We start from the raw sequence: 16671 nt of genomic DNA, 5'->3' as shown, positions 1-16671 counted from the left end.
AGAGAACTGCAACCGTATGTACTTACCCTTATCCAAAGTTACAGTTACAAAGCTTTTGGTATTTATTACTTTTTTTTTAGGCATAATAGTTATAGAGTTTATAATAAAACACTAGCACATACTAGCACTTGCTATGAACATAAGTCAACTAACTAATCCCTCCAACCCTGAATCTTATGCAACGCATTTGAGAGTAGAGAATATTTTTTTTATAACCTTTTGAAAGGCTTAATTCATAGGCATTTTAAGAGTTGTAATAATAAGATTTCCGTTTTATTATTTATTATTTTCTAGTATTTAGCTAGTATTTGAGCGAGTTATACTAGCTATTGCTAGTTGTTACTAGCTTAATTCGGAAAAAATAAGTACTAGTACTTTCTAGTAGTTCGCTAGTAAGTAAGCTATATTGAGAGTTGTCGATTAACAAAAGTTAGCAAATTCTAGTTGATAAATATATGAGTCAGCGTATCCAACTTAATCTAAGACTTGACAAACATTCTGATCTATATGAACGCTTGAAGACTAGGGCTAGGGAGCAGGGAAGCAGCTTAAATGACTTTGCTATCAATGCTTTACGACAAGCATTAGGATTAGATACTGAGTATAGCCCTTTGGTAGAGACAATGCGCCGCATTGAAGTGCTTGAGCAGCAGATGCAAAAAGTCCTGAAGCGCTTGGAAATCGCTGACTAGAACTTCAACTAGCTGAAGTTTTGGGTTTATGTCGTGATCAAAAAAAACTTATTACAAAGTACCGTAAGAATACTTTACTGATGTTGCGGCGTTGACTCAAGCCAATTCTTCTCGTACTCGTAGCCAATGATAAACAACCAAAGCATAAGCCCAATGTTGAGCTTGGGCTTATGCTTTGGTTAAATCAGTATTCAACGGACTTTTTAGCCACCGATCGCACGGTAAGCACCGTAAGCAGCCAAACCAGCTAATGCGCCAACGGCAGCGCCAACAGGACCGGCTGCTGCTCCAATACCCGCACCACCGCCAACCATTCCAGCAGCAGTAAATCCAGATGCGGCGATCGCTCCATAACCTGCTGCGGCTCCGCCAAAAGTCGAAAGAACAGCTATACCAGCTTCTAGAAGATCCATGATTTTATTCCTTAAAGTAGTATTACTAATTACATACAAGGCAACATCTGCCACTTAGAGAGCTTTTGATAAAAAACTAGGATGTCAAACTGCTACCACCAACAATCCCGGCAGTAGCCTTGCCAGCTAGCGCTCCAAAAGCTGGATTAGACGTGATTGCGGTAACTGCAACTCCAACTACAATTCCAGAAGCAATGCTAGATCCGGCTTTCCACCCGATTTTCAACAATAACTTAGCTAATTGACACTTCCAATCCTCTGGCTCCATTACCATATTTTTTCCCTTTGAGCGAAACTTTTATTCTTTCGTCCAATTTAGAGCGAGATAGGCTTGGTAAACCTTAGTATGTGTACGGCTTTTTTTATTTAGATATGATTAAGTGGAAATTGGGCAAGAGTTTAGCTTGCATACAAAAGTAAACAAAGTTTACAAATCCCTAGCAGACTGCACTTGCTTTTCCAGCGCCGCGACCCGTTGCTCTAGCGCCTGTATACGATTGTATACAAATTCGTCTACACACCCTCTCGGCTTTAGCGTCACCTCAGCAGCGTGAGCTAGAATGCTTAATACGTAATCGGTGCGAGTGCAATTGAGTTCAGTCGCTTTCACGTCCAAAGCTTCTAGTAGGTCAACGGGAACCCGGATCGATAGTGGTGCTGTAGACATATTGTAGACAATGTAAACGAGCCAGTGCATCTAATTACAATGGTAGATACATTGCGCTGCTGTCGTTGGGTCTAGCATGAAGATACCGGGAAGTTACGGAAACGTTGGAGTGTCCAAGCGTTTCTTTGACTAGTCCAACATTTGCACCACGCTCCAGGGCGTGGCTAGCATGGGCGTGACGCAGCCAGTGAGGGCTAACCTTCTGAGTCAACCCCGCCCGTTTCGTCGCCGCCGCAATGATTTTGTTGATAGTCTTGCGATCCAAATGCCCTTTTCCCTTCCCTTTGCGACTACAAAAAACCGGATCGCCATCACTACAATTACTCCGCAGCTGCACTAATTCCGACCAGATCGACTTTGGCAGCAGCACAGAGCGTACCTTTCCCCCTTTACCCATCACAGTTACTTGACCGCTGTCACCTCGTGGTGTACAATCCTTCCACTTCAACGCGCACAGTTCGCTCACCCTCAGCCCCGCCCCATACAACAGCCGTAGAATTGCCCGATTACGCGGGTTTTCTTCCCCATTCCAGATCAGCCGTGTCACCTCGGACTCGCTTAAAAGCCGCTCATTTAAAGTATCTGGAGTTTTGCCCAGTGCCAGCGCCGCCCCAACATTAACAGGCGTCACCCCCAACTTATGGGCAAATGTTAGTAGCGATTTAACAGCATAAAGGATTGTCTTCTGGCTACTTTGAGCCAATCCCTGCTCATTGAGGTGCGCCGCGAAATCGTACAAATCTTCCAACGACACCAGGGGCAGTGGTTTAGCAACAAACGCCAAAAACCTCGTGATGTAATCTTTGTAGGTCGCCTTAGTATTTTCAGCTTTACTATACACCCACATTTCGATCAACTTCGCGGTGGCGTCGGCTGGGGCAAGATGAGCTAGCTTTTTGCGTTCTTCTCGGTGGTGTACGAGGGCAATAGGAGTCATTATTTTTACCCTTTCAAAACGACTTTAGCGGACAAATGTCGCTTTCATTTTATCGTGTACACGCACGTCTACACCCGCATACAATTTATTTGTATATAACGTTGTTGAACAGTCGTCTAACCAAAAGTGCCAAAACTCGAAGGATTCCGCCTGCCAGATGATATTCTCGCCTGCATCGCGAACCGTGTTGCTGCCGGGGAGGGCAATAAAACTGATGTGGTTATAGCTGCTCTCAGACGTGGTTTTGGCTTAGATAATCCGGAGACAAAACCTGACTTACAAACACAAGTGGAGTCGCTCTCGTCAAAGCTGGAGGAATTATCGGAGATTGTTAAACAGCATTCTACGTTGTTAAACAAATTTGTTGAACAAAATTCAACAGTATCAGATAGTAATATTGAACATAGTTCAACAACTTTTAACACGGTTATTAAACAAGATTTAACAGCGTTAGATAATGCTGTTGAATCTGATTTAACAACGCTTAACAACTCGGAGTTACTTGTTAAACAAGAGTCACAAAACGTCCAACCAGCAGAACATATTAACGTTCAACAGATTGTTGAACAAAACGAATGGCTAACCCCAAAGCAAGCTTATGAAATACTGGGCGGAAATCCTGATGACCCATTGTCGAAGGTTAAAAGCGTCGATGGTTCACGAATGATTGGGTTTCAATCTTTCAGAAAACTGCGTACTCCAATGGATTTTGAAGCTTTCGGCTTTGAGTGCCAAATTGAGAAGCATGGCAACCACACTAAGGTAATGCTGCGTCGGTTGGTTGAAGGGCGATCGCCCGGAACCATCGAACACGGTGATGAGCATTAGGTATTTGTATTTTAGTAGACATTGTAAACAAAAACTGAGATATACTCGTTTTGTCTACAGATGTATACAAGGGTCGGCAATGACTAAAACTAGCCAGGTCATTTCATTCCGGTTCAGCGAGATGGAATTGGAGGCTTTAAAAAATCAACAGCAGCCAGGGGAGAGTTTAAGCCAAACGGCACAGCGCTTGCTCAAGGAATCGTTAGCTTTGCCCACAAGGTCTACATCTTCTACAGATTACGTAGACAAACGAATTGCTGAGCGACTAGAACCTATCCAAGAGAAATTAAACCAGTTGGAAGTAGCGCTGGAAAAGTTGCCAGCCTGAGCGCTGTTGACAAAACCGTAAACAATGTAGACGCACTCAGGCAACAGCAGAGTATGGATGAATCTCTTGAAAAACTGCATAACGCCCAGCGGGAAAACGAGCAGTTAGGGGCGCAAGTAGAGAGTTTGCAGCAGTCTTTGGATGAGGTACAGAAAGAAATTGGGAGCAAGAGGCTTGAAAATCAAGAGCTACAGCAGGAATTGAACAATCTTTCTCAATCTCCTGCAATCTCACTGCCGGATCTTCAATTAGTACGCGATCGCGTTCTTAAAACCCTCACCTCTGGTAAAGGCAAAGTCGCCACGACTTCCCCCCAGTACAAAACTGCTGCTAGATCTTTGAATCGCTTTATTGAGGAATTGCAAAAATCTACACCAGTTTCTACACCTGAGCAAAATACGCCGGAATCACAGACCTGGGAATCAGAAGCTGAATCTTTTCTAGATGAGGTCAAGTGGAATGGGTGATTCAATAGATATGAGGTTAATGGGAACAGAGGAAGATTTGAATAAATGGGCTTGGTTCCTGGGGGAGTGCGAAAAAAGGCAGCTAATCACAATTCTTGAAAAATCAAAACCTTACCCCAATCGTGGTGATTCTAAGTTTGTACGACAGTACATCAAAATTAAACTGAATGCTGAAAATAATCCAGCATAATTAAACCCCCCGGCTGATAACCGAGGGGTAATTATTTTGTACATCAAATTTGTAAGTCGATTAATCAATTTCTTGCCAATCACTACAATTCACCGCTTCATCTGTTAGCACAAGGTTTGGATTAACAGCACAGTGCAAGTTAATATTTGAAGAGTAGAACTTGCAGCTTTTACAGTGGTGATGCTCTACTTTTTGGCGCTGGCTGTCTAATCTTTCTAATTCAGATTGTGTTGCTCTGTCACCCATCATTGCTGCACCACAACCAAACACTAATGAACCAACAGAGCCACCTAATCCTAATACAAAACTCTTCTTGATCTGCTCTGGTACATCAGAACGAATGAACCAATTACCAATAACTATGAGACTAGACAATACAAACAAGCATAAAGAGAAAGCTAAAAGCCAAGATGCGCATAGTGATAGTTTATAGCCTGGTGGTAGTTCATTGAATTCTTCACGCCATGTCATAGCTTCTCCTAATATTAATTTAGTATTTGTAGTGCTGACTTTTGATTGTTAGCGCTCTTTTGCGGTGATGTCAGCCTTCTGTCAGGGGTAAGCTATGGCTGTCAGGGCTGACAAGAGTGCTGACGCGCCCTGACATGCGCTGCACAAGCATTACTTCGTTGACTGACCCCTGACTGACAGTGCTGACTGACGATGCTGGCACCCCAAAAACAGCATATTTTTGGAACTGTCAGGAGTGTCAGGAGTCACGATTAATTATTCTGAAAAAACCATCATCTTTAATCTCAGCATCTCCATCTTTATGTAAAAAGCTAACAAGCAAGCGCACGTCATCAGCATCACGGGTCACACTACGTAACGCTCTATTATTAGCTCTAGCATCGCCAAACTTAATCCAGTCCTTACCCTTAAAGGTACGCAATGCCTCAAGCCCTTTATTAAAGTCAAAGCTAGTACTTACTGTATTTTGTTCTTGTTCTACTTGTTCCACTTCTGGTAACTCTGGTGTTTTATCAATGTCTAACTTAAAACTATCTTCCAACCTATTTATTGCCTCATAATTACTAGCCAGCTTATCGGTACTAGGTGGAGGACTAAAACCAGGTAGAAATTTTCTATTGTCCCGGTCAAAACCAGAATAGTTTTCGAGTTTGGGCATAGGGTACCATTGGTTAGTCCCACCAAAATAAACAGCCCGACCAATTTCGGATTTTTTGCAAAGTTTTTGTATTTCAACGGAATTCAATCTCTTGTCCCCTGGAATCATTTGAGCTTTAAGAATACCCTCTGAGGCTGAAACATTCTGAGCGTCAATGATAAATATGGGAACAAACATTGTTCTGTCACCACCGTCCATACCCAGACCAGAAACATGTGCATTTTGTGAAATCCCCCAGAGTGTAATGCCTTCTGAATCACCGGAAGTAGAGTATCCAGATAACTTCCGTTTCAGCCATGTTAATGGACTTTCTACACCTTTTTCTACTTTGACAGCGCCAAGTGTTTTAAGTGTTAAACTTAGTTCGTCAAATACTAATAGCTTACGACCAAGACCACAATCAAAATTGTCATATTCTTGCAAGCAGTTTCTTACCCATTCTTCCGCATCTTCAGGAGAACTGGTACTTAATTTCTTCCTAAAAAGACGGTCAACTCTTCTAGAAAAGTAAGCAGTTTCCTTTGGATCATTCTTGGGGTCAATATAAAAGATTGTTGTGTTTGAGTGGTATTGCTTGACCGCTTCTAAAGCGTTAGTTACGAAAATTCCTTTACCACTACCAGGAACGCCTACAATCAATGTCAGTTTTAAGCTTTGTGCTAATAGCCGGGGTAAGTTTGGTGTTTCTGTTTTGAATTCTACAAGTTCAGTTAGCTTATCCTCTACTGGCAAAATCTCATCAATTGGAGTAATCTTAATTGGTATTTCCTCTACAGCATTACTATCAGTTGGGGGAAGGTTAGGGCGCAACTGCTCATCAGAAATGAACTTTACTTGCACCTCTGGCATCGGAGTGTATTCGTTCATTTGCTCAATGGTTCTAGTTTCGCGATTTCTCGTATCCAAATATGAGCGCTGTTGTTCAAGGGCATCTAAGTGAGTGTAATCAACTCTAAGGTCTGGTTTCACATTTGCCATGTGAGCGTTAACTTGTTGAGGTGAGGGTAGCGCTCCATTGAATCGAGCAAAGCAATCAAATATCCATCTGTAGGCGTGAAACCTTTTTAGTGGTTCTATTTGGGTTATGTAGTCGGTTAATAATGCAAAATGCTTATCTATTAGGGCATATTCTTTCCTTTCTACTGGGGATAGATAGTGTTGTAGTTGCTCGAATTCATCAACATCACCATTCAATTTCTCCCTAAGTTCTGCATTACCCAAAGTACCTGCCAAATCTAAAACATTCCCGCGAATAAAAGGGAATGGAGAAAATGAACCAGTAGCGCTAGCATCAATGAAACAGCCGTGTACGTACCCAATTATCCCCAAAACCACACCTACAGGTGCTAAAGGTGATAACGCATGAAAGAAAAAACCAGCAGCCAGTACTGCACCACTAACTAACTTATTTGCATTGATGCCTGAACGTTCTTCTCTGGCTAATTCTAAAAGTTGGTCTTTTCTTTCCTTCAACCAATCCGCAACATAGCCATCCTCCAAATATTCAATCATTGGATAGGATGCACGGATATGCGCGGTCTGTGGTGTTTCGAGTCGTGGTGTTTCGAGTCGTGGTATTTGTGGTTTATTGTTTTCCATAGCAACTCCTGAGAGTTTAGACGGTCGCACCTCATTCGATGAGGAGCATCACGCTTTTTGCGACCGCGTTTGACTAGCCTTTTAGCATTCGGTAAACTACATATCCAAGTTCAGCAGCAACTATTGAAAACAAGTTGTACATTAGGCACTTGAAAATATCTCCAGGGTCACTATATTGCAGTGGATTTCTGCTACTGAAAGTTTGAATTAAATCGAATGTCCAACTAGCTATCGCAATCAATCCGATTGTTCTTGGTGAAATTCCTGCTACAGTTTTCGCTTTAAATGCTGCATTTCGTACAGTGGCGCTTTGAATAATTTGAATTACGAAACTAAGAGCAATTGCAAATACAAAGGCAGGATTGAAAATGATTCCGGCACGAAAACTAGGAGGGAATAAAGCAATCCCTGGTAGCCAAGACCAACCCGCCCATGTCTGTTCAAAGAATGGAAACAAAGCGGCTCCTTGGAATAAGGATTGCCAGTAGCTATCAGCAGTGAACAGTACTCCCACAACAAAAACTAGACTACCTAATGCAACTGCACCAACGCTTCCAGCCTCCGTGAAATGCTCCATTATGCTGGCAAGGAACCGGGGAATAATTGAAATTATTACTACTACCCACTTGGCTAGAGTACTGAAAATATCCGATTTGGGTTGTTGTTGTTGAGGTTTTGAGACTAAAGGTGTCTTTCCATCTGAAGTTGTTAAGGGTGGTTTATTAGATTCCATTTGTTTTCTCCTTTGTTAACTATCTTCATTAATTACTGGGGCATTATTACAAGCTGCGTTTGTTTTTCTCTTCCAAATAAATCGGCGATTCTCTATCTTTCCAATGCATATGTTGGAACGGTCGTAAACAAAGAGAACCTGGTCTGCTAGGTAACTTTGCAGAATCTGTCTCTTTAATTTAGGAGGTTTTATTCCGTCATCATAGTCAACTATTCTGAGTGTTCGCCCTTCTGGAAGTAGTCCCGTTTTGCGAATTAAATCTGCTGTCTCTTTTCTCTGATTAATGCGTTCACGGTTAATTTCTTCACTTTGTTGGAGACTATCTTTTACTGCGAAAGTAGTATAGTCGGAAGGTACTTTTAGAAAAAGCGGTGCAGCAATTAATAGTCCTCCAAATAAAGAGATTCCAGTAGGGAAAAGATATTTGTCCGCTCTTGATTTGGTCATGGTTAGAAGGTAGGAATTTCACCTACCTGATTTACTAGCTAGGATTAATCACCTGATTAATCAATGCTTGAATCAAATTCAATTTATCCCGCGTGTTCAATTCATTAATTCTCAAGAGTGCATCTTCAACCTGATAACAAACAACGTCATCCCCATCACTGCTCTCGCACAAATTATTTGCAATTTGTTGAATCATCCACAATCTTTCCAAGTGGTTCAATTCCTGAAACTGTTGACCCCACATTTCGGACATTTCTTCAATTAGTTGAGACATGACTTATTACTCCAAAGTAATTAAAGTTAAATATTTTCAGTTAAACATTTAATCAACCCAAGTTGATCAAACAAGGTCAACTCGTGTAAACGTTCACACAATGGCGTAATATCATCTCCAACCTCGTTAGGGTCGTAGTTCTCTGTTTCCGTTGCTGTCATTGCACCAGCGCAGTAAGCTAAAATCCACAGCTTTTGAGATTGGTTTAGATTCTCGAAAGTACTACCGCACTCTGCTTCGATATCTCCCAGTAGTCCACCGTCTCCTGGTGTGTAGTTGCAAAAATATCCGATTGGTTTCGACATGATTTGATCCTCTATGTTGTTATCTTCATCAACGGAGATACATTCTGTTGGAGGCGATCGCTTGTTTCTCAGGCAGCGCGATCGCTCTCTCCTCAAAACAAACTTTGCTGTATTGCTTCCGTGGTCATTACCGCGTTGTGTTGTCGGTACAAACTGGGAACCTCATAGCACTTGCGTAAAACTTTATCGCGGGTAAGTCTAAGGTCGGCTGTCTTACGCTGTCTGGGCAGAGGGGTAAAAATATAAGCTGTGTGCTTGATACTGCCAACTTCATAGCGGTAGCGGTATAGTGTGCCTTCAATTGAATAAGTCTTGCTTTGTGTTAAAAGCGTCACACAGTTGACCAGTTGTAAATCATTCACCTCTGAAAGCCTCCAAATTCCCTAGATTGAGTGTCTGTACCTCTTGCCAAAGCCTACGTTTTACTTGAATTGCAGAAAGTGTAAGGTTTACCCTACGAGTGCTTCCTACTGCTTTACGCCAAAAGTTATATTTGCTTCCGGTGCATCCTGAGTAGTGCCATTCACCGCGTTCGCCTTCAATGAGATAACGTCCTTTAGTGGTTAAGTTGGCAACATTAAACATTACTTTCACCTCAATCCCTTCCATACAATTCCATGTATTCGTATGCGCTTTTTACTTCAAACTCCTGTTAGTTCACTGTCAAAATTTGATTCAATCTCGTTAACCTTTAGGGTTAAATCTGACGGCAAAATTATTGGTTGATTAGAAGAACACAAACAGCTAGCTGCTGGTATTACCCAAGTTGTTTGCAAATGTGTTCCGTATCTGGAAACCAGTACATTAAAAAGCTCTGTCAAACTGCCAAGTTTTGTAGCTTTTAACAGTTCTTGTCCTCTTTCTAATGCTTCATCCCTCACAACAATTCGTGCTTGTGCCATAGTCACAGAATCATTCCCTCTATTGAAATTGTTTGAAAGTTTTCAGCAATTTTGAATCGTTTATTTGTGTCAGCTTCTAACTGTTTCGCTAGTGGTGCGGAACCACCAATAATCAAAACTTCACCAATCTCTTTGAAAAAATCTGCCCAGCGTGTCCGGATTTCTGCTCGAATTTCATCAAGCCAAGCATCTCTACATTTGGGAAAAACACTAGTGAACGTTACACCTGATTCAGTTGTGTAAGTTCCGTTGGCGATCGCGTCCATGATTTGTGACAAATCCAAACTCTTATTAGTAGTTCGTTGCATAGCGGCACTAACTAAGTTGGCTAGCTTGTAAGTGCCATCTGCTATCACATCTTGGGTACGCATAGGCTGCCCAGAAGGCGAATACAGGCGACCAATAGCAGTTCCACCACCTAAATCAAGAATCCCGTTAATCTTGTCAGGACGATGAAATAAACCACGTTGCGTGGCATAGTCGAAAGCTGGTTTAGTTTCATCAACCAATTGCACCTTGCGGATGCTGGCAGTTACTCGTTGACCATTGCGAATAAAACTGAAAGTTCCTTCCAGATTTTTTAAGGTCTTGGCGTAGTCTTGGTTCCTGGAATCTGGTAATGCTACCCGCAAAGTTTCGACCACGAGCATATCTGTACTTGGATGTGGCTCTAATGCTGCAAACATCAGCTTGGAAGCTAGTTTGATTTTGTCGTATGCAAATGCTGCTTTGCCTTTTTGTAACTTAGCTTCTGTGCCAATCACGTAGCTTTCACTAACTTGAAAATCTTCATTTAGTAACTCAATAACTGGTGATTCAACATTTCCTTCTGGAATATCTTCCCAATCATCAAAGTGCTTAATAACACTGGGGATTGTGATTACTTCTCCGTCGGGGTTGATCCATTGAGTAGTTCTGTTGCCAGCATCTAGTGCTAAGATTTTACGCTTTACCAAATTTGACTCAGCACGATTAGTTATAACTGTCTGCGTCAAGCTAACTGTCATGAGAAAATTCTCCTTATAAAGCTTTAAAGTTCAGACCTAGTAAGGGTTTTGGGAGTTTGCAACGTTAAATCGTCCGCAACGATAGGTGATTCTTTGCGGCTTTGATTTCCTTATTGCGTCTAAATTTGGTTATGGTGATAGGATAGCATCAGGTACATCACTTTGCAAATAGTACATAGAATAATGTACAAGCACACATCTGGGGCATTCTTGCGGATAATGGCATCAAGTGTATTTTTTTCTTATGCCTACTCTCTCATGCCCACAAAACGCCCACGGACAACAATTAGTTTCGACCCTAACGACTACAAAGAGTTGGAAGAATGGGCAGAATCAGAGTTCAGGTCGGTTCCGCAGCTTATTACAGTAATTGTTAAAAAAGCATTAATTGAGCGAAAAAATATAAACAAGGAGAGCAAATGACTACAAGCCAACCACCAACCATTGAGGAACGCTTAAGCCGCCTAGAAAATCTCTTCGCCAACGTTGGCGAAACAGTTGTGCAACATGACGCCACTATTGATGTACTGGTAGCGAATATTCAGCAGCTTACTGAAAATCTCAATAATCTAACCGAACAAACCAACCGCAACATCAATAACTTGGCAGAGCAAGCAGCACAAGATAGGCAGCAAGCAGCCATTGACCGTCAAGAATTTCGACGGCAAGCAGACCAAGACCGCCAAGAGTTTCGACAGGAGATACGTCAGATCTGGGAATACTTACGCAATCGCAACGGCGGCAGCGGTTCACCAGCATGAGGTGCATGTAACTCAATCGCCAATAAACGACTGAGTGAAATCAAACGCGCCTCCAAGACTTCTTACAAATGAGGAGCAGGTATCATGACCTAACCCCGAAAATTGGTACAATCGACTTTACGGATTTTATAAGGGAAACGCCCGAAAGGGAGAGCCGTTGCTAAATTTAAGTTTTTAATTAAAAAAAAGGGGGCATCGCCACTACTATTACGTCAACGTCAAAAGTAAACGACACCCGTCCTAAGTATTTTAATTAAACAATCTAAGATTATAGTACCGTAGTTGTTCACGGCACGCCATAAAGGTCTTAGAGTAAACAATCAAAGGATTTGTACATATCTCCGAGTAGCGGCTATTGATCAGATACTTCGTATCTTGTAATATAGCCATCTTTCACTAAGAGGATGAAGAGGACGATTAATCAGGAACACGGGTAAACTAATGACGTTCACGAACACGAATAAATAGTGGCGACACCTCCTGTACTTACAAACAGGGGTAAAAAATGGTTGTTGCAAAAAACTCGGAAATCAAAGCTAAAAATTTCTCAGGTCTAACTCCGATCCGCAACAGATTTGAGAGCTTTGACGAGTTTAAGTCATTTGTCCGGCAAGTTTTTATCGAAGGCAGCGCCATCGACCCAGAACTATTTGATGCTTGTGTAGAATTCCACGGAGATCAGGAATTTAGCGACGGTGGGGATGTCAGCACCCCCATCCATGACGCACTAGGCTGGGATTTCAAGCGCTTCGGGCATCAGGCAAGTGAAAACCTGTATGCAGCATTCCTCAAAAATGAAGATGGTACAATTTGGCAAGTCATAGTATCTCTTTGGGATGATGACAAACAACGTCCTTACAGGTATATGGCGCCCAAGGGAATAGGCGATCGCGCATTCCTTCCCCCAATACCACCAAGCATAAGAAAGCGGATAGCTGAAAAGCACGGCATCGAAGTGCCGATGTCCGGTAGCTTTTGGGAGTGGCTGCAAGAAATGGATATCCCGCGAATTGTTACTGAGGGTGGGAAAAAGGGCTTGAGTGCCTTGTCTCAAGGGTACGTTGCGATCGCGTTGTACGGTTGTACTTGTGGTGCAAAAAACAAGGATGAGCGAGACAGATACGTAGACCCATACCTCATTAATGACTTGGAACGCTTTGCACAAGAGGATAGTAGATGGCTTTTCGCGTTCGACCGGGATGAAAAGCAGAAAGCCAAGCTGGCCGTAGCAAGTGGTAAGAAAAAATTACGGCTTGCCCTAAACGCCGCTGGATGTACCACAGTAGATATAAAGTGGACATCCTCTGACGGCAAGGGACTTGATGATTTTATGGTCAACAATGGTAGCGGTGCTTTTGATGCGGCATACCAAAAAGCGATCGCCAAGTTAGAAAAGGCATTTCGATCTGATTCTACCCCGGAACCGAAAGGAGCAAGAAGCAAGAATAAACAGATACTTAACTTCCTAGAATCGCGTTGGCGCTCCAGATTGCGTTTCAACGAGATGACCTTGAAGCCAGAATTAGATGGTCAACCCGTAGACCTGGATACGATCTCAATGCAGATAGCAAGGGATTTTGACATTGATATAAGCTCATCGAAAGCAGTTGAAGCGGTGCTGATAATTTCAAAAGCCAATAGCTATCACCCAGTACGAGAATACCTTGAACGTGTAGCCGAACAGTATCCAATCAATGATTTGAGTATTATAGAAAACATTGCTACTCGGTATTTTGGCACTACAGAGCCATTACATAATGTATTCATGCGTAAACACCTAATTGGTCAGGTGAGGCGGGTGTTTGAACCAGGATGCCAGCACGATACCGTAGTGGTTTTGCAGGGGTTGCAGGGTGTACAAAAATCAAGTTTTTGGCGCACTTTAGCTGTAAACCCAGATTGGTTCGATGATACAGCCACCAGTGGTAGCAATGATAAAGACGAACGGTTAAAGCTCAGACGTTTTTGGATTTTGGAGATGGCTGAGATTGAATCGGTTTTCCGGCGTAAGGAGATTGCTGGCTTACGTGGTTTTTTGACAACTAAGTGTGATAACTTGCGGGTTCCCTATGGTCGATCCGTTGAGTCTTTCCCCCGTACATCCTGCTTTGTCGCCAGTGTCAACCCGGCAGAATTTCTTGTCGATCCAGAGGGGCATAGAAGATTTTGGGTTATTCCAGTTCTGGTTGATCGTATTCCAGTGCAGATGCTGAAAGATGAATTAGATCAACTTTGGGCAGCAGCTGTCCATGCCTACCGTTCTGGTGATCAGCATTGGTTGACACCAGAGGAAGAGAAACGGAATGCCTTGTTAAACAAGCGGTTTGAAGTGGAAGACAGTTGGACCGAAGTCATAGAGCTTTATCTAGAAAACCTACAGCAGACAACGGTTACAGAGATTTTAACTCATTGCCTAAAAATTGAAATTGGTAGACATGACCGTCAATCACAGATGCGTGTTGCGGAGTGCCTCAAGCGGTTGGGTTGGGTCAAGGGCGAGAAGAAGAAGATTAATGGCAAGTCTACCCCAGTTTGGAGGTGTCAACCCGATTTTAGTGGGTGTCAACCAGATATCTTAGAGGTGTCAACCAAGGTGTCAACCAACTCAAACCCAGACGCAGTAGACTTTTCAGACAATAGGTTGACACCTTTTAACGAAAATACCCCAAACTTTGAACAACAACAAAACATTAATGTAGATCCACCATCTACAAACCAAAACTTAAAAACAGGTGTCAACCCCCAAGGTGTCAACCAAACAGAAACAACGCAAAATCAAGGCTTTGGGACAATTGATACCTCAAAAGCTGCGGTTGACACCTCTAATAAAGATGCGATCGCAGTTGGCGCAGCGTCTCCGATAGGAGAAGGCACTGGCACAAATGCGATCGCAACAAGCACGACCCCAACTGCCAAGTCCCAGCAATGGACACCTATTGTTGGGCAGTCAGCGATCTACGGTAATGAAGCTGTGGAAGTTGTTGGTTTTTGGAATCGGGGTGCGGAATTTCAAATTGAGTTTAAATCTGGAACGCGAAAGTATGTTAAGCGAGGTAGCCTTAGACCAGTAGCTGGCTAGCTATTTATCACGAATTGTGGCGATCGCCTAAAATAAATCTGCAACCAAAGGAAGTAAGCATGGTCCAAGCTTGTAGGCGCTCTTCGAGGTAAAAGTCATGTTGTTTCTGATTACCTGCGTAATCGATGAAGGGGTAGACAAAGGCTCATTCATTGTTGTGGAGGCAGAGTCTGAGCTAGAGATTGCCCAACACATGCTGACCCACACTGACCGATGGGAATGGTTTTTAGACCGAGCTTATCCGGAAGATTGGCGGCGTGAGAAAACTTACCCTGGAACTTTGATCGACTGCATTCGAGAAAATCCTACTATGAAACCTGTTGAGCTACTGGAGTTGATTAACATTACTAGTGTGGATGGTGATTCAACATGGCAATTGCGGATCTATCCAATCACTGTGCAATCGTTGCAGCAAGTAGAAACTAACCCGTGGAAGCGCCCAGAGGTTTACAAAAGAATTACTGACTCTTGAGCGGCGGATATGGGCGTGGGGAGTAGGGGAGTAGGGTAAGTCATGGCGATCGCGCTATCTTTAAAGCGAAAGATTTGGAGTGAAGAGCGATCGCAACAAACAAGCCAGTACTAGAATTTTCTAGTAAAAATGCCTTTTTTAGGGTTCCAAAGCTAAATTTCAAGCGGCAAGTCATAGTTACGGCAAACGCTTTGATAATGCTTAATAATTGTTGCAGGTGAATTACCTACCCATTTTGCGACATTTTGAATAGGGACTCCTGCTTCTAATTGCAGTGTTATAAATGTGTGCCTTGTTGCATACGGAGTTAGATACTGCTTTAACTTTCCAGAAGTAATTAACTCAGCTATTAATGACTTGGTAATGTTTTTTCCAGAACGATCTTCGTGACCTGACCAAATATTTCGTATACTTTTCATGATGACTGGTTTACCTTGCCACTGAAATACAAAATCTTCAAGATTATAATTTTCAGGTCTTATGCTCATTAAAAAATGCTGTAAGTTTTCATTACAAGGGAAAATTCGGCTTTTTATACCTTTGGATGCAGTTTTTAAATCTTTCTCTACTTTATATTCTCCGTCATAAGAACGTTGAAATTTAATTCGTGTACAATCTGGACTTATATCTTTCCATCTTAGAGCTGCTAATTCTCCATGCCTACATCCAGTCATGAAAAGAAATTTAATAATATTAGTCCATTTCTTACTACTTCTTCCATTTTGATTCCCGCGTTTCTCAAATGCTTCTATTATTGCATCTCTCTCTTCTTTAGTGAAAGCTCTGTAATCGTCATCTGGTATTGATAAGCACCTAATTTGCTTAGGCTTTTTCCTACAAGAATTATTAGGTAAAATGTTTTCCTGTAAAGACTTGTAGCCATTTCTAACTTCAACAGGTATTTTGTCATGTTCTCTAGCCCAATCTACAACCTCAGCTAGTATACCCATAACTCTTCTAACAGTATCCTTACTACGTATCTCAATCAATTTGTTATATATATCTAAAGCTTTCTCAATATCTTGAGGGCATTCTAGCAATGCTCTATAAAATGCACCTCTATAATGCCGACGGTACGTAGTTTCAGCTAATCTTGTCTTTCTAAACTCACAATAATCATTATACAAATCTATCAGTTTAGGCTTGTATTTTTCCTTTAAGGCTAATCCTTCTGCCTGTATTTTACTAGCAGCTAAATTTTCTAATTTGTATTTTTCTAGTGTTGGGTCAAAAGTACCAAATAATATATCTTTCTCAATAAGACTAGCTACCTCTTTAGCCTTAATCATATTTTCTGCATTATTAAGTATTCGCAGTGAGAAATAGTGCTGCTTCTTATTCCAGAACTTTTGAGATAGCGAAGTAGAGAACTGCAACCGTATGTACTTACCCTTATCCAAAGTTACAGTTACAAAGCTTTTGGTATTTATTACTTTTTTTT

25 protein-coding genes are annotated in these 16671 nt (G+C 42.0%); 9 read left to right on the top strand and 16 right to left on the bottom strand.

Annotated elements, in window-relative coordinates:
* Positions 1 to 455 precede the first annotated feature (455 nt).
* Positions 456 to 692, top strand: a complete 237-nt coding sequence (locus tag ICL16_RS14990) for a hypothetical protein (protein ID WP_190829049.1) — start codon at positions 456 to 458, stop codon at positions 690 to 692.
* A 203-nt stretch (positions 693 to 895) separates the two neighbouring features.
* On the opposite strand, the gene ICL16_RS14985 is transcribed toward ICL16_RS14990, so the two are convergent.
* From ICL16_RS14985 to ICL16_RS14970, 4 genes are all read right to left on the bottom strand, one after another.
* On the bottom strand, positions 896 to 1105 hold the full coding sequence (locus ICL16_RS14985; protein ID WP_190829047.1) for a hypothetical protein: 210 nt from the start codon (positions 1103 to 1105) through the stop codon (positions 896 to 898).
* Positions 1106 to 1181: 76 nt separating this feature from the next.
* Complete coding sequence (locus tag ICL16_RS14980) at positions 1182 to 1379, bottom strand: hypothetical protein (RefSeq protein WP_190829045.1); 198 nt, start codon at positions 1377 to 1379, stop codon at positions 1182 to 1184.
* Positions 1380 to 1532: 153 nt separating this feature from the next.
* Positions 1533 to 1772: a hypothetical protein gene (locus ICL16_RS14975; protein ID WP_190829043.1), complete on the bottom strand. Its 240-nt coding sequence runs from the start codon at positions 1770 to 1772 to the stop codon at positions 1533 to 1535.
* 34 nt (positions 1773 to 1806) lie between these two features.
* The gene (locus ICL16_RS14970) at positions 1807 to 2709 is read right to left on the bottom strand and encodes a tyrosine-type recombinase/integrase (RefSeq protein ID WP_202895562.1); all 903 of its coding nucleotides are present in this window, start codon (positions 2707 to 2709) and stop codon (positions 1807 to 1809) included.
* Positions 2710 to 2835: 126 nt separating this feature from the next.
* Between ICL16_RS14970 and ICL16_RS14965 the strand changes: the two genes are divergently transcribed.
* The 4 genes from ICL16_RS14965 to ICL16_RS14950 all read left to right on the top strand — a co-directional run bounded on the left by ICL16_RS14965 (position 2836) and on the right by ICL16_RS14950 (position 4522).
* Positions 2836 to 3537 (top strand): hypothetical protein, encoded by a 702-nt coding sequence (locus tag ICL16_RS14965; RefSeq protein ID WP_190829041.1) that lies wholly within the window; start codon positions 2836 to 2838, stop codon positions 3535 to 3537.
* Positions 3538 to 3616: 79 nt separating this feature from the next.
* Positions 3617 to 3865, top strand: a complete 249-nt coding sequence (locus ICL16_RS14960) for a hypothetical protein (protein WP_190829037.1) — start codon at positions 3617 to 3619, stop codon at positions 3863 to 3865.
* Between the two features lie 53 nt (positions 3866 to 3918).
* Positions 3919 to 4332 carry a hypothetical protein gene (locus ICL16_RS14955; RefSeq protein WP_190829035.1) on the top strand — a complete coding sequence of 138 codons (414 nt, stop codon included), beginning with the start codon at positions 3919 to 3921 and terminating at the stop codon, positions 4330 to 4332.
* On the top strand, positions 4325 to 4522 hold the full coding sequence (locus ICL16_RS14950; protein ID WP_190829033.1) for a hypothetical protein: 198 nt from the start codon (positions 4325 to 4327) through the stop codon (positions 4520 to 4522). The genes ICL16_RS14955 and ICL16_RS14950 overlap by 8 nt, the downstream gene beginning before the upstream one ends.
* Positions 4523 to 4582: 60 nt before the next feature.
* Here ICL16_RS14950 and ICL16_RS14945 read toward each other — a convergent pair whose 3' ends face one another.
* The 11 genes from ICL16_RS14945 to ICL16_RS14900 form a co-directional block, all read right to left on the bottom strand.
* On the bottom strand, positions 4583 to 4993 hold the full coding sequence (locus ICL16_RS14945; protein ID WP_190828989.1) for a hypothetical protein: 411 nt from the start codon (positions 4991 to 4993) through the stop codon (positions 4583 to 4585).
* Positions 4994 to 5063: 70 nt separating this feature from the next.
* A complete protein-coding gene (locus ICL16_RS46820; protein WP_273038758.1) occupies positions 5064 to 5195 on the bottom strand; it encodes a hypothetical protein in 132 nt (43 codons plus the stop codon).
* Between the two features lie 36 nt (positions 5196 to 5231).
* Positions 5232 to 7250, bottom strand: coding sequence for a DUF1796 family putative cysteine peptidase (locus ICL16_RS14940; RefSeq protein WP_190828986.1), 2019 nt, complete (start codon positions 7248 to 7250; stop codon positions 5232 to 5234).
* 73 nt (positions 7251 to 7323) lie between these two features.
* Positions 7324 to 7983 carry a hypothetical protein gene (locus ICL16_RS14935; RefSeq protein WP_190828984.1) on the bottom strand — a complete coding sequence of 220 codons (660 nt, stop codon included), beginning with the start codon at positions 7981 to 7983 and terminating at the stop codon, positions 7324 to 7326.
* A 15-nt stretch (positions 7984 to 7998) separates the two neighbouring features.
* A complete protein-coding gene (locus ICL16_RS14930) occupies positions 7999 to 8430 on the bottom strand; it encodes a hypothetical protein (RefSeq protein ID WP_190828981.1) in 432 nt (143 codons plus the stop codon).
* Positions 8431 to 8464: 34 nt separating this feature from the next.
* Positions 8465 to 8704: a hypothetical protein gene (locus ICL16_RS14925; protein ID WP_190828979.1), complete on the bottom strand. Its 240-nt coding sequence runs from the start codon at positions 8702 to 8704 to the stop codon at positions 8465 to 8467.
* A 26-nt stretch (positions 8705 to 8730) separates the two neighbouring features.
* A complete protein-coding gene (locus ICL16_RS14920) occupies positions 8731 to 9009 on the bottom strand; it encodes a hypothetical protein (RefSeq protein ID WP_190828977.1) in 279 nt (92 codons plus the stop codon).
* Positions 9010 to 9101: 92 nt separating this feature from the next.
* Entirely contained in the window at positions 9102 to 9371 is a 270-nt protein-coding gene (locus tag ICL16_RS14915; RefSeq protein WP_190828975.1) for a hypothetical protein, read from the bottom strand.
* Positions 9364 to 9594 carry a hypothetical protein gene (locus ICL16_RS14910; RefSeq protein WP_190828972.1) on the bottom strand — a complete coding sequence of 77 codons (231 nt, stop codon included), beginning with the start codon at positions 9592 to 9594 and terminating at the stop codon, positions 9364 to 9366. The genes ICL16_RS14915 and ICL16_RS14910 overlap by 8 nt, the downstream gene beginning before the upstream one ends.
* Positions 9595 to 9650: 56 nt before the next feature.
* Complete coding sequence (locus tag ICL16_RS14905) at positions 9651 to 9917, bottom strand: hypothetical protein (RefSeq protein ID WP_190828970.1); 267 nt, start codon at positions 9915 to 9917, stop codon at positions 9651 to 9653.
* Positions 9914 to 10918 (bottom strand): ParM/StbA family protein, encoded by a 1005-nt coding sequence (locus ICL16_RS14900; protein WP_190828967.1) that lies wholly within the window; start codon positions 10916 to 10918, stop codon positions 9914 to 9916. The genes ICL16_RS14905 and ICL16_RS14900 overlap by 4 nt, the downstream gene beginning before the upstream one ends.
* Positions 10919 to 11101: 183 nt before the next feature.
* On the opposite strand from ICL16_RS14900, the gene ICL16_RS14895 reads away from it, so the two are divergent.
* The 4 genes from ICL16_RS14895 (at position 11102) to ICL16_RS14880 (ending at position 15230) form a co-directional block, all read left to right on the top strand.
* Positions 11102 to 11341 (top strand): ribbon-helix-helix domain-containing protein, encoded by a 240-nt coding sequence (locus ICL16_RS14895; RefSeq protein ID WP_337907012.1) that lies wholly within the window; start codon positions 11102 to 11104, stop codon positions 11339 to 11341.
* Entirely contained in the window at positions 11338 to 11679 is a 342-nt protein-coding gene (locus ICL16_RS14890) for a hypothetical protein (protein WP_190828965.1), read from the top strand. Before ICL16_RS14895 ends, ICL16_RS14890 begins: the two co-directional genes overlap by 4 nt.
* A 505-nt stretch (positions 11680 to 12184) precedes the next feature.
* The gene (locus tag ICL16_RS14885; RefSeq protein ID WP_190828963.1) at positions 12185 to 14758 is read left to right on the top strand and encodes a VapE domain-containing protein; all 2574 of its coding nucleotides are present in this window, start codon (positions 12185 to 12187) and stop codon (positions 14756 to 14758) included.
* A 97-nt stretch (positions 14759 to 14855) separates the two neighbouring features.
* Positions 14856 to 15230 (top strand): hypothetical protein, encoded by a 375-nt coding sequence (locus ICL16_RS14880; RefSeq protein WP_190828960.1) that lies wholly within the window; start codon positions 14856 to 14858, stop codon positions 15228 to 15230.
* Positions 15231 to 15382: 152 nt separating this feature from the next.
* Here the strand turns inward: ICL16_RS14880 and ICL16_RS14875 are convergent.
* On the bottom strand, positions 15383 to 16671 hold a 1289-nt coding region (locus tag ICL16_RS14875), incomplete at its 5' end, for a tyrosine-type recombinase/integrase (RefSeq protein WP_238360786.1).

The sequence above is a fragment of the Iningainema tapete BLCC-T55 genome, assembly GCF_014698965.1.
In the GTDB taxonomy this organism is placed as follows: domain Bacteria; phylum Cyanobacteriota; class Cyanobacteriia; order Cyanobacteriales; family Nostocaceae; genus Iningainema; species Iningainema tapete.
Note: the sequence above shows the minus strand (reverse complement) of the source record. Positions and strands in the feature narration are given on the sequence as shown.

Excerpts from the sequence above, each read along its gene's own strand:
- ICL16_RS14925 (WP_190828979.1), bottom strand. The coding sequence starts at position 8,704 with ATGTCTCAACTAATTGAAGAAATGTCCGAAATGTGGGGTCAACAGTTT.
- ICL16_RS14955 (WP_190829035.1), top strand. The coding sequence starts at position 3,919 with ATGGATGAATCTCTTGAAAAACTGCATAACGCCCAGCGGGAAAACGAG.
- ICL16_RS14895 (WP_337907012.1), top strand. The coding sequence starts at position 11,102 with ATGTACAAGCACACATCTGGGGCATTCTTGCGGATAATGGCATCAAGT.
- ICL16_RS14985 (WP_190829047.1), bottom strand. The coding sequence starts at position 1,105 with ATGGATCTTCTAGAAGCTGGTATAGCTGTTCTTTCGACTTTTGGCGGA.
- ICL16_RS14945 (WP_190828989.1), bottom strand. The coding sequence starts at position 4,993 with ATGACATGGCGTGAAGAATTCAATGAACTACCACCAGGCTATAAACTA.
- ICL16_RS14930 (WP_190828981.1), bottom strand. The coding sequence starts at position 8,430 with ATGACCAAATCAAGAGCGGACAAATATCTTTTCCCTACTGGAATCTCT.
- ICL16_RS14935 (WP_190828984.1), bottom strand. The coding sequence starts at position 7,983 with ATGGAATCTAATAAACCACCCTTAACAACTTCAGATGGAAAGACACCT.
- ICL16_RS14910 (WP_190828972.1), bottom strand. The coding sequence starts at position 9,594 with ATGTTTAATGTTGCCAACTTAACCACTAAAGGACGTTATCTCATTGAA.
- ICL16_RS14890 (WP_190828965.1), top strand. The coding sequence starts at position 11,338 with ATGACTACAAGCCAACCACCAACCATTGAGGAACGCTTAAGCCGCCTA.
- ICL16_RS14960 (WP_190829037.1), top strand. The coding sequence starts at position 3,617 with ATGACTAAAACTAGCCAGGTCATTTCATTCCGGTTCAGCGAGATGGAA.
- ICL16_RS14980 (WP_190829045.1), bottom strand. The coding sequence starts at position 1,379 with ATGGTAATGGAGCCAGAGGATTGGAAGTGTCAATTAGCTAAGTTATTG.
- ICL16_RS14880 (WP_190828960.1), top strand. The coding sequence starts at position 14,856 with ATGTTGTTTCTGATTACCTGCGTAATCGATGAAGGGGTAGACAAAGGC.
- ICL16_RS14970 (WP_202895562.1), bottom strand. The coding sequence starts at position 2,709 with ATGACTCCTATTGCCCTCGTACACCACCGAGAAGAACGCAAAAAGCTA.
- ICL16_RS14975 (WP_190829043.1), bottom strand. The coding sequence starts at position 1,772 with ATGTCTACAGCACCACTATCGATCCGGGTTCCCGTTGACCTACTAGAA.
- ICL16_RS14940 (WP_190828986.1), bottom strand. The coding sequence starts at position 7,250 with ATGGAAAACAATAAACCACAAATACCACGACTCGAAACACCACGACTC.
- ICL16_RS14950 (WP_190829033.1), top strand. The coding sequence starts at position 4,325 with ATGGGTGATTCAATAGATATGAGGTTAATGGGAACAGAGGAAGATTTG.
- ICL16_RS14920 (WP_190828977.1), bottom strand. The coding sequence starts at position 9,009 with ATGTCGAAACCAATCGGATATTTTTGCAACTACACACCAGGAGACGGT.
- ICL16_RS14900 (WP_190828967.1), bottom strand. The coding sequence starts at position 10,918 with ATGACAGTTAGCTTGACGCAGACAGTTATAACTAATCGTGCTGAGTCA.
- ICL16_RS14990 (WP_190829049.1), top strand. The coding sequence starts at position 456 with ATGAGTCAGCGTATCCAACTTAATCTAAGACTTGACAAACATTCTGAT.
- ICL16_RS14885 (WP_190828963.1), top strand. The coding sequence starts at position 12,185 with ATGGTTGTTGCAAAAAACTCGGAAATCAAAGCTAAAAATTTCTCAGGT.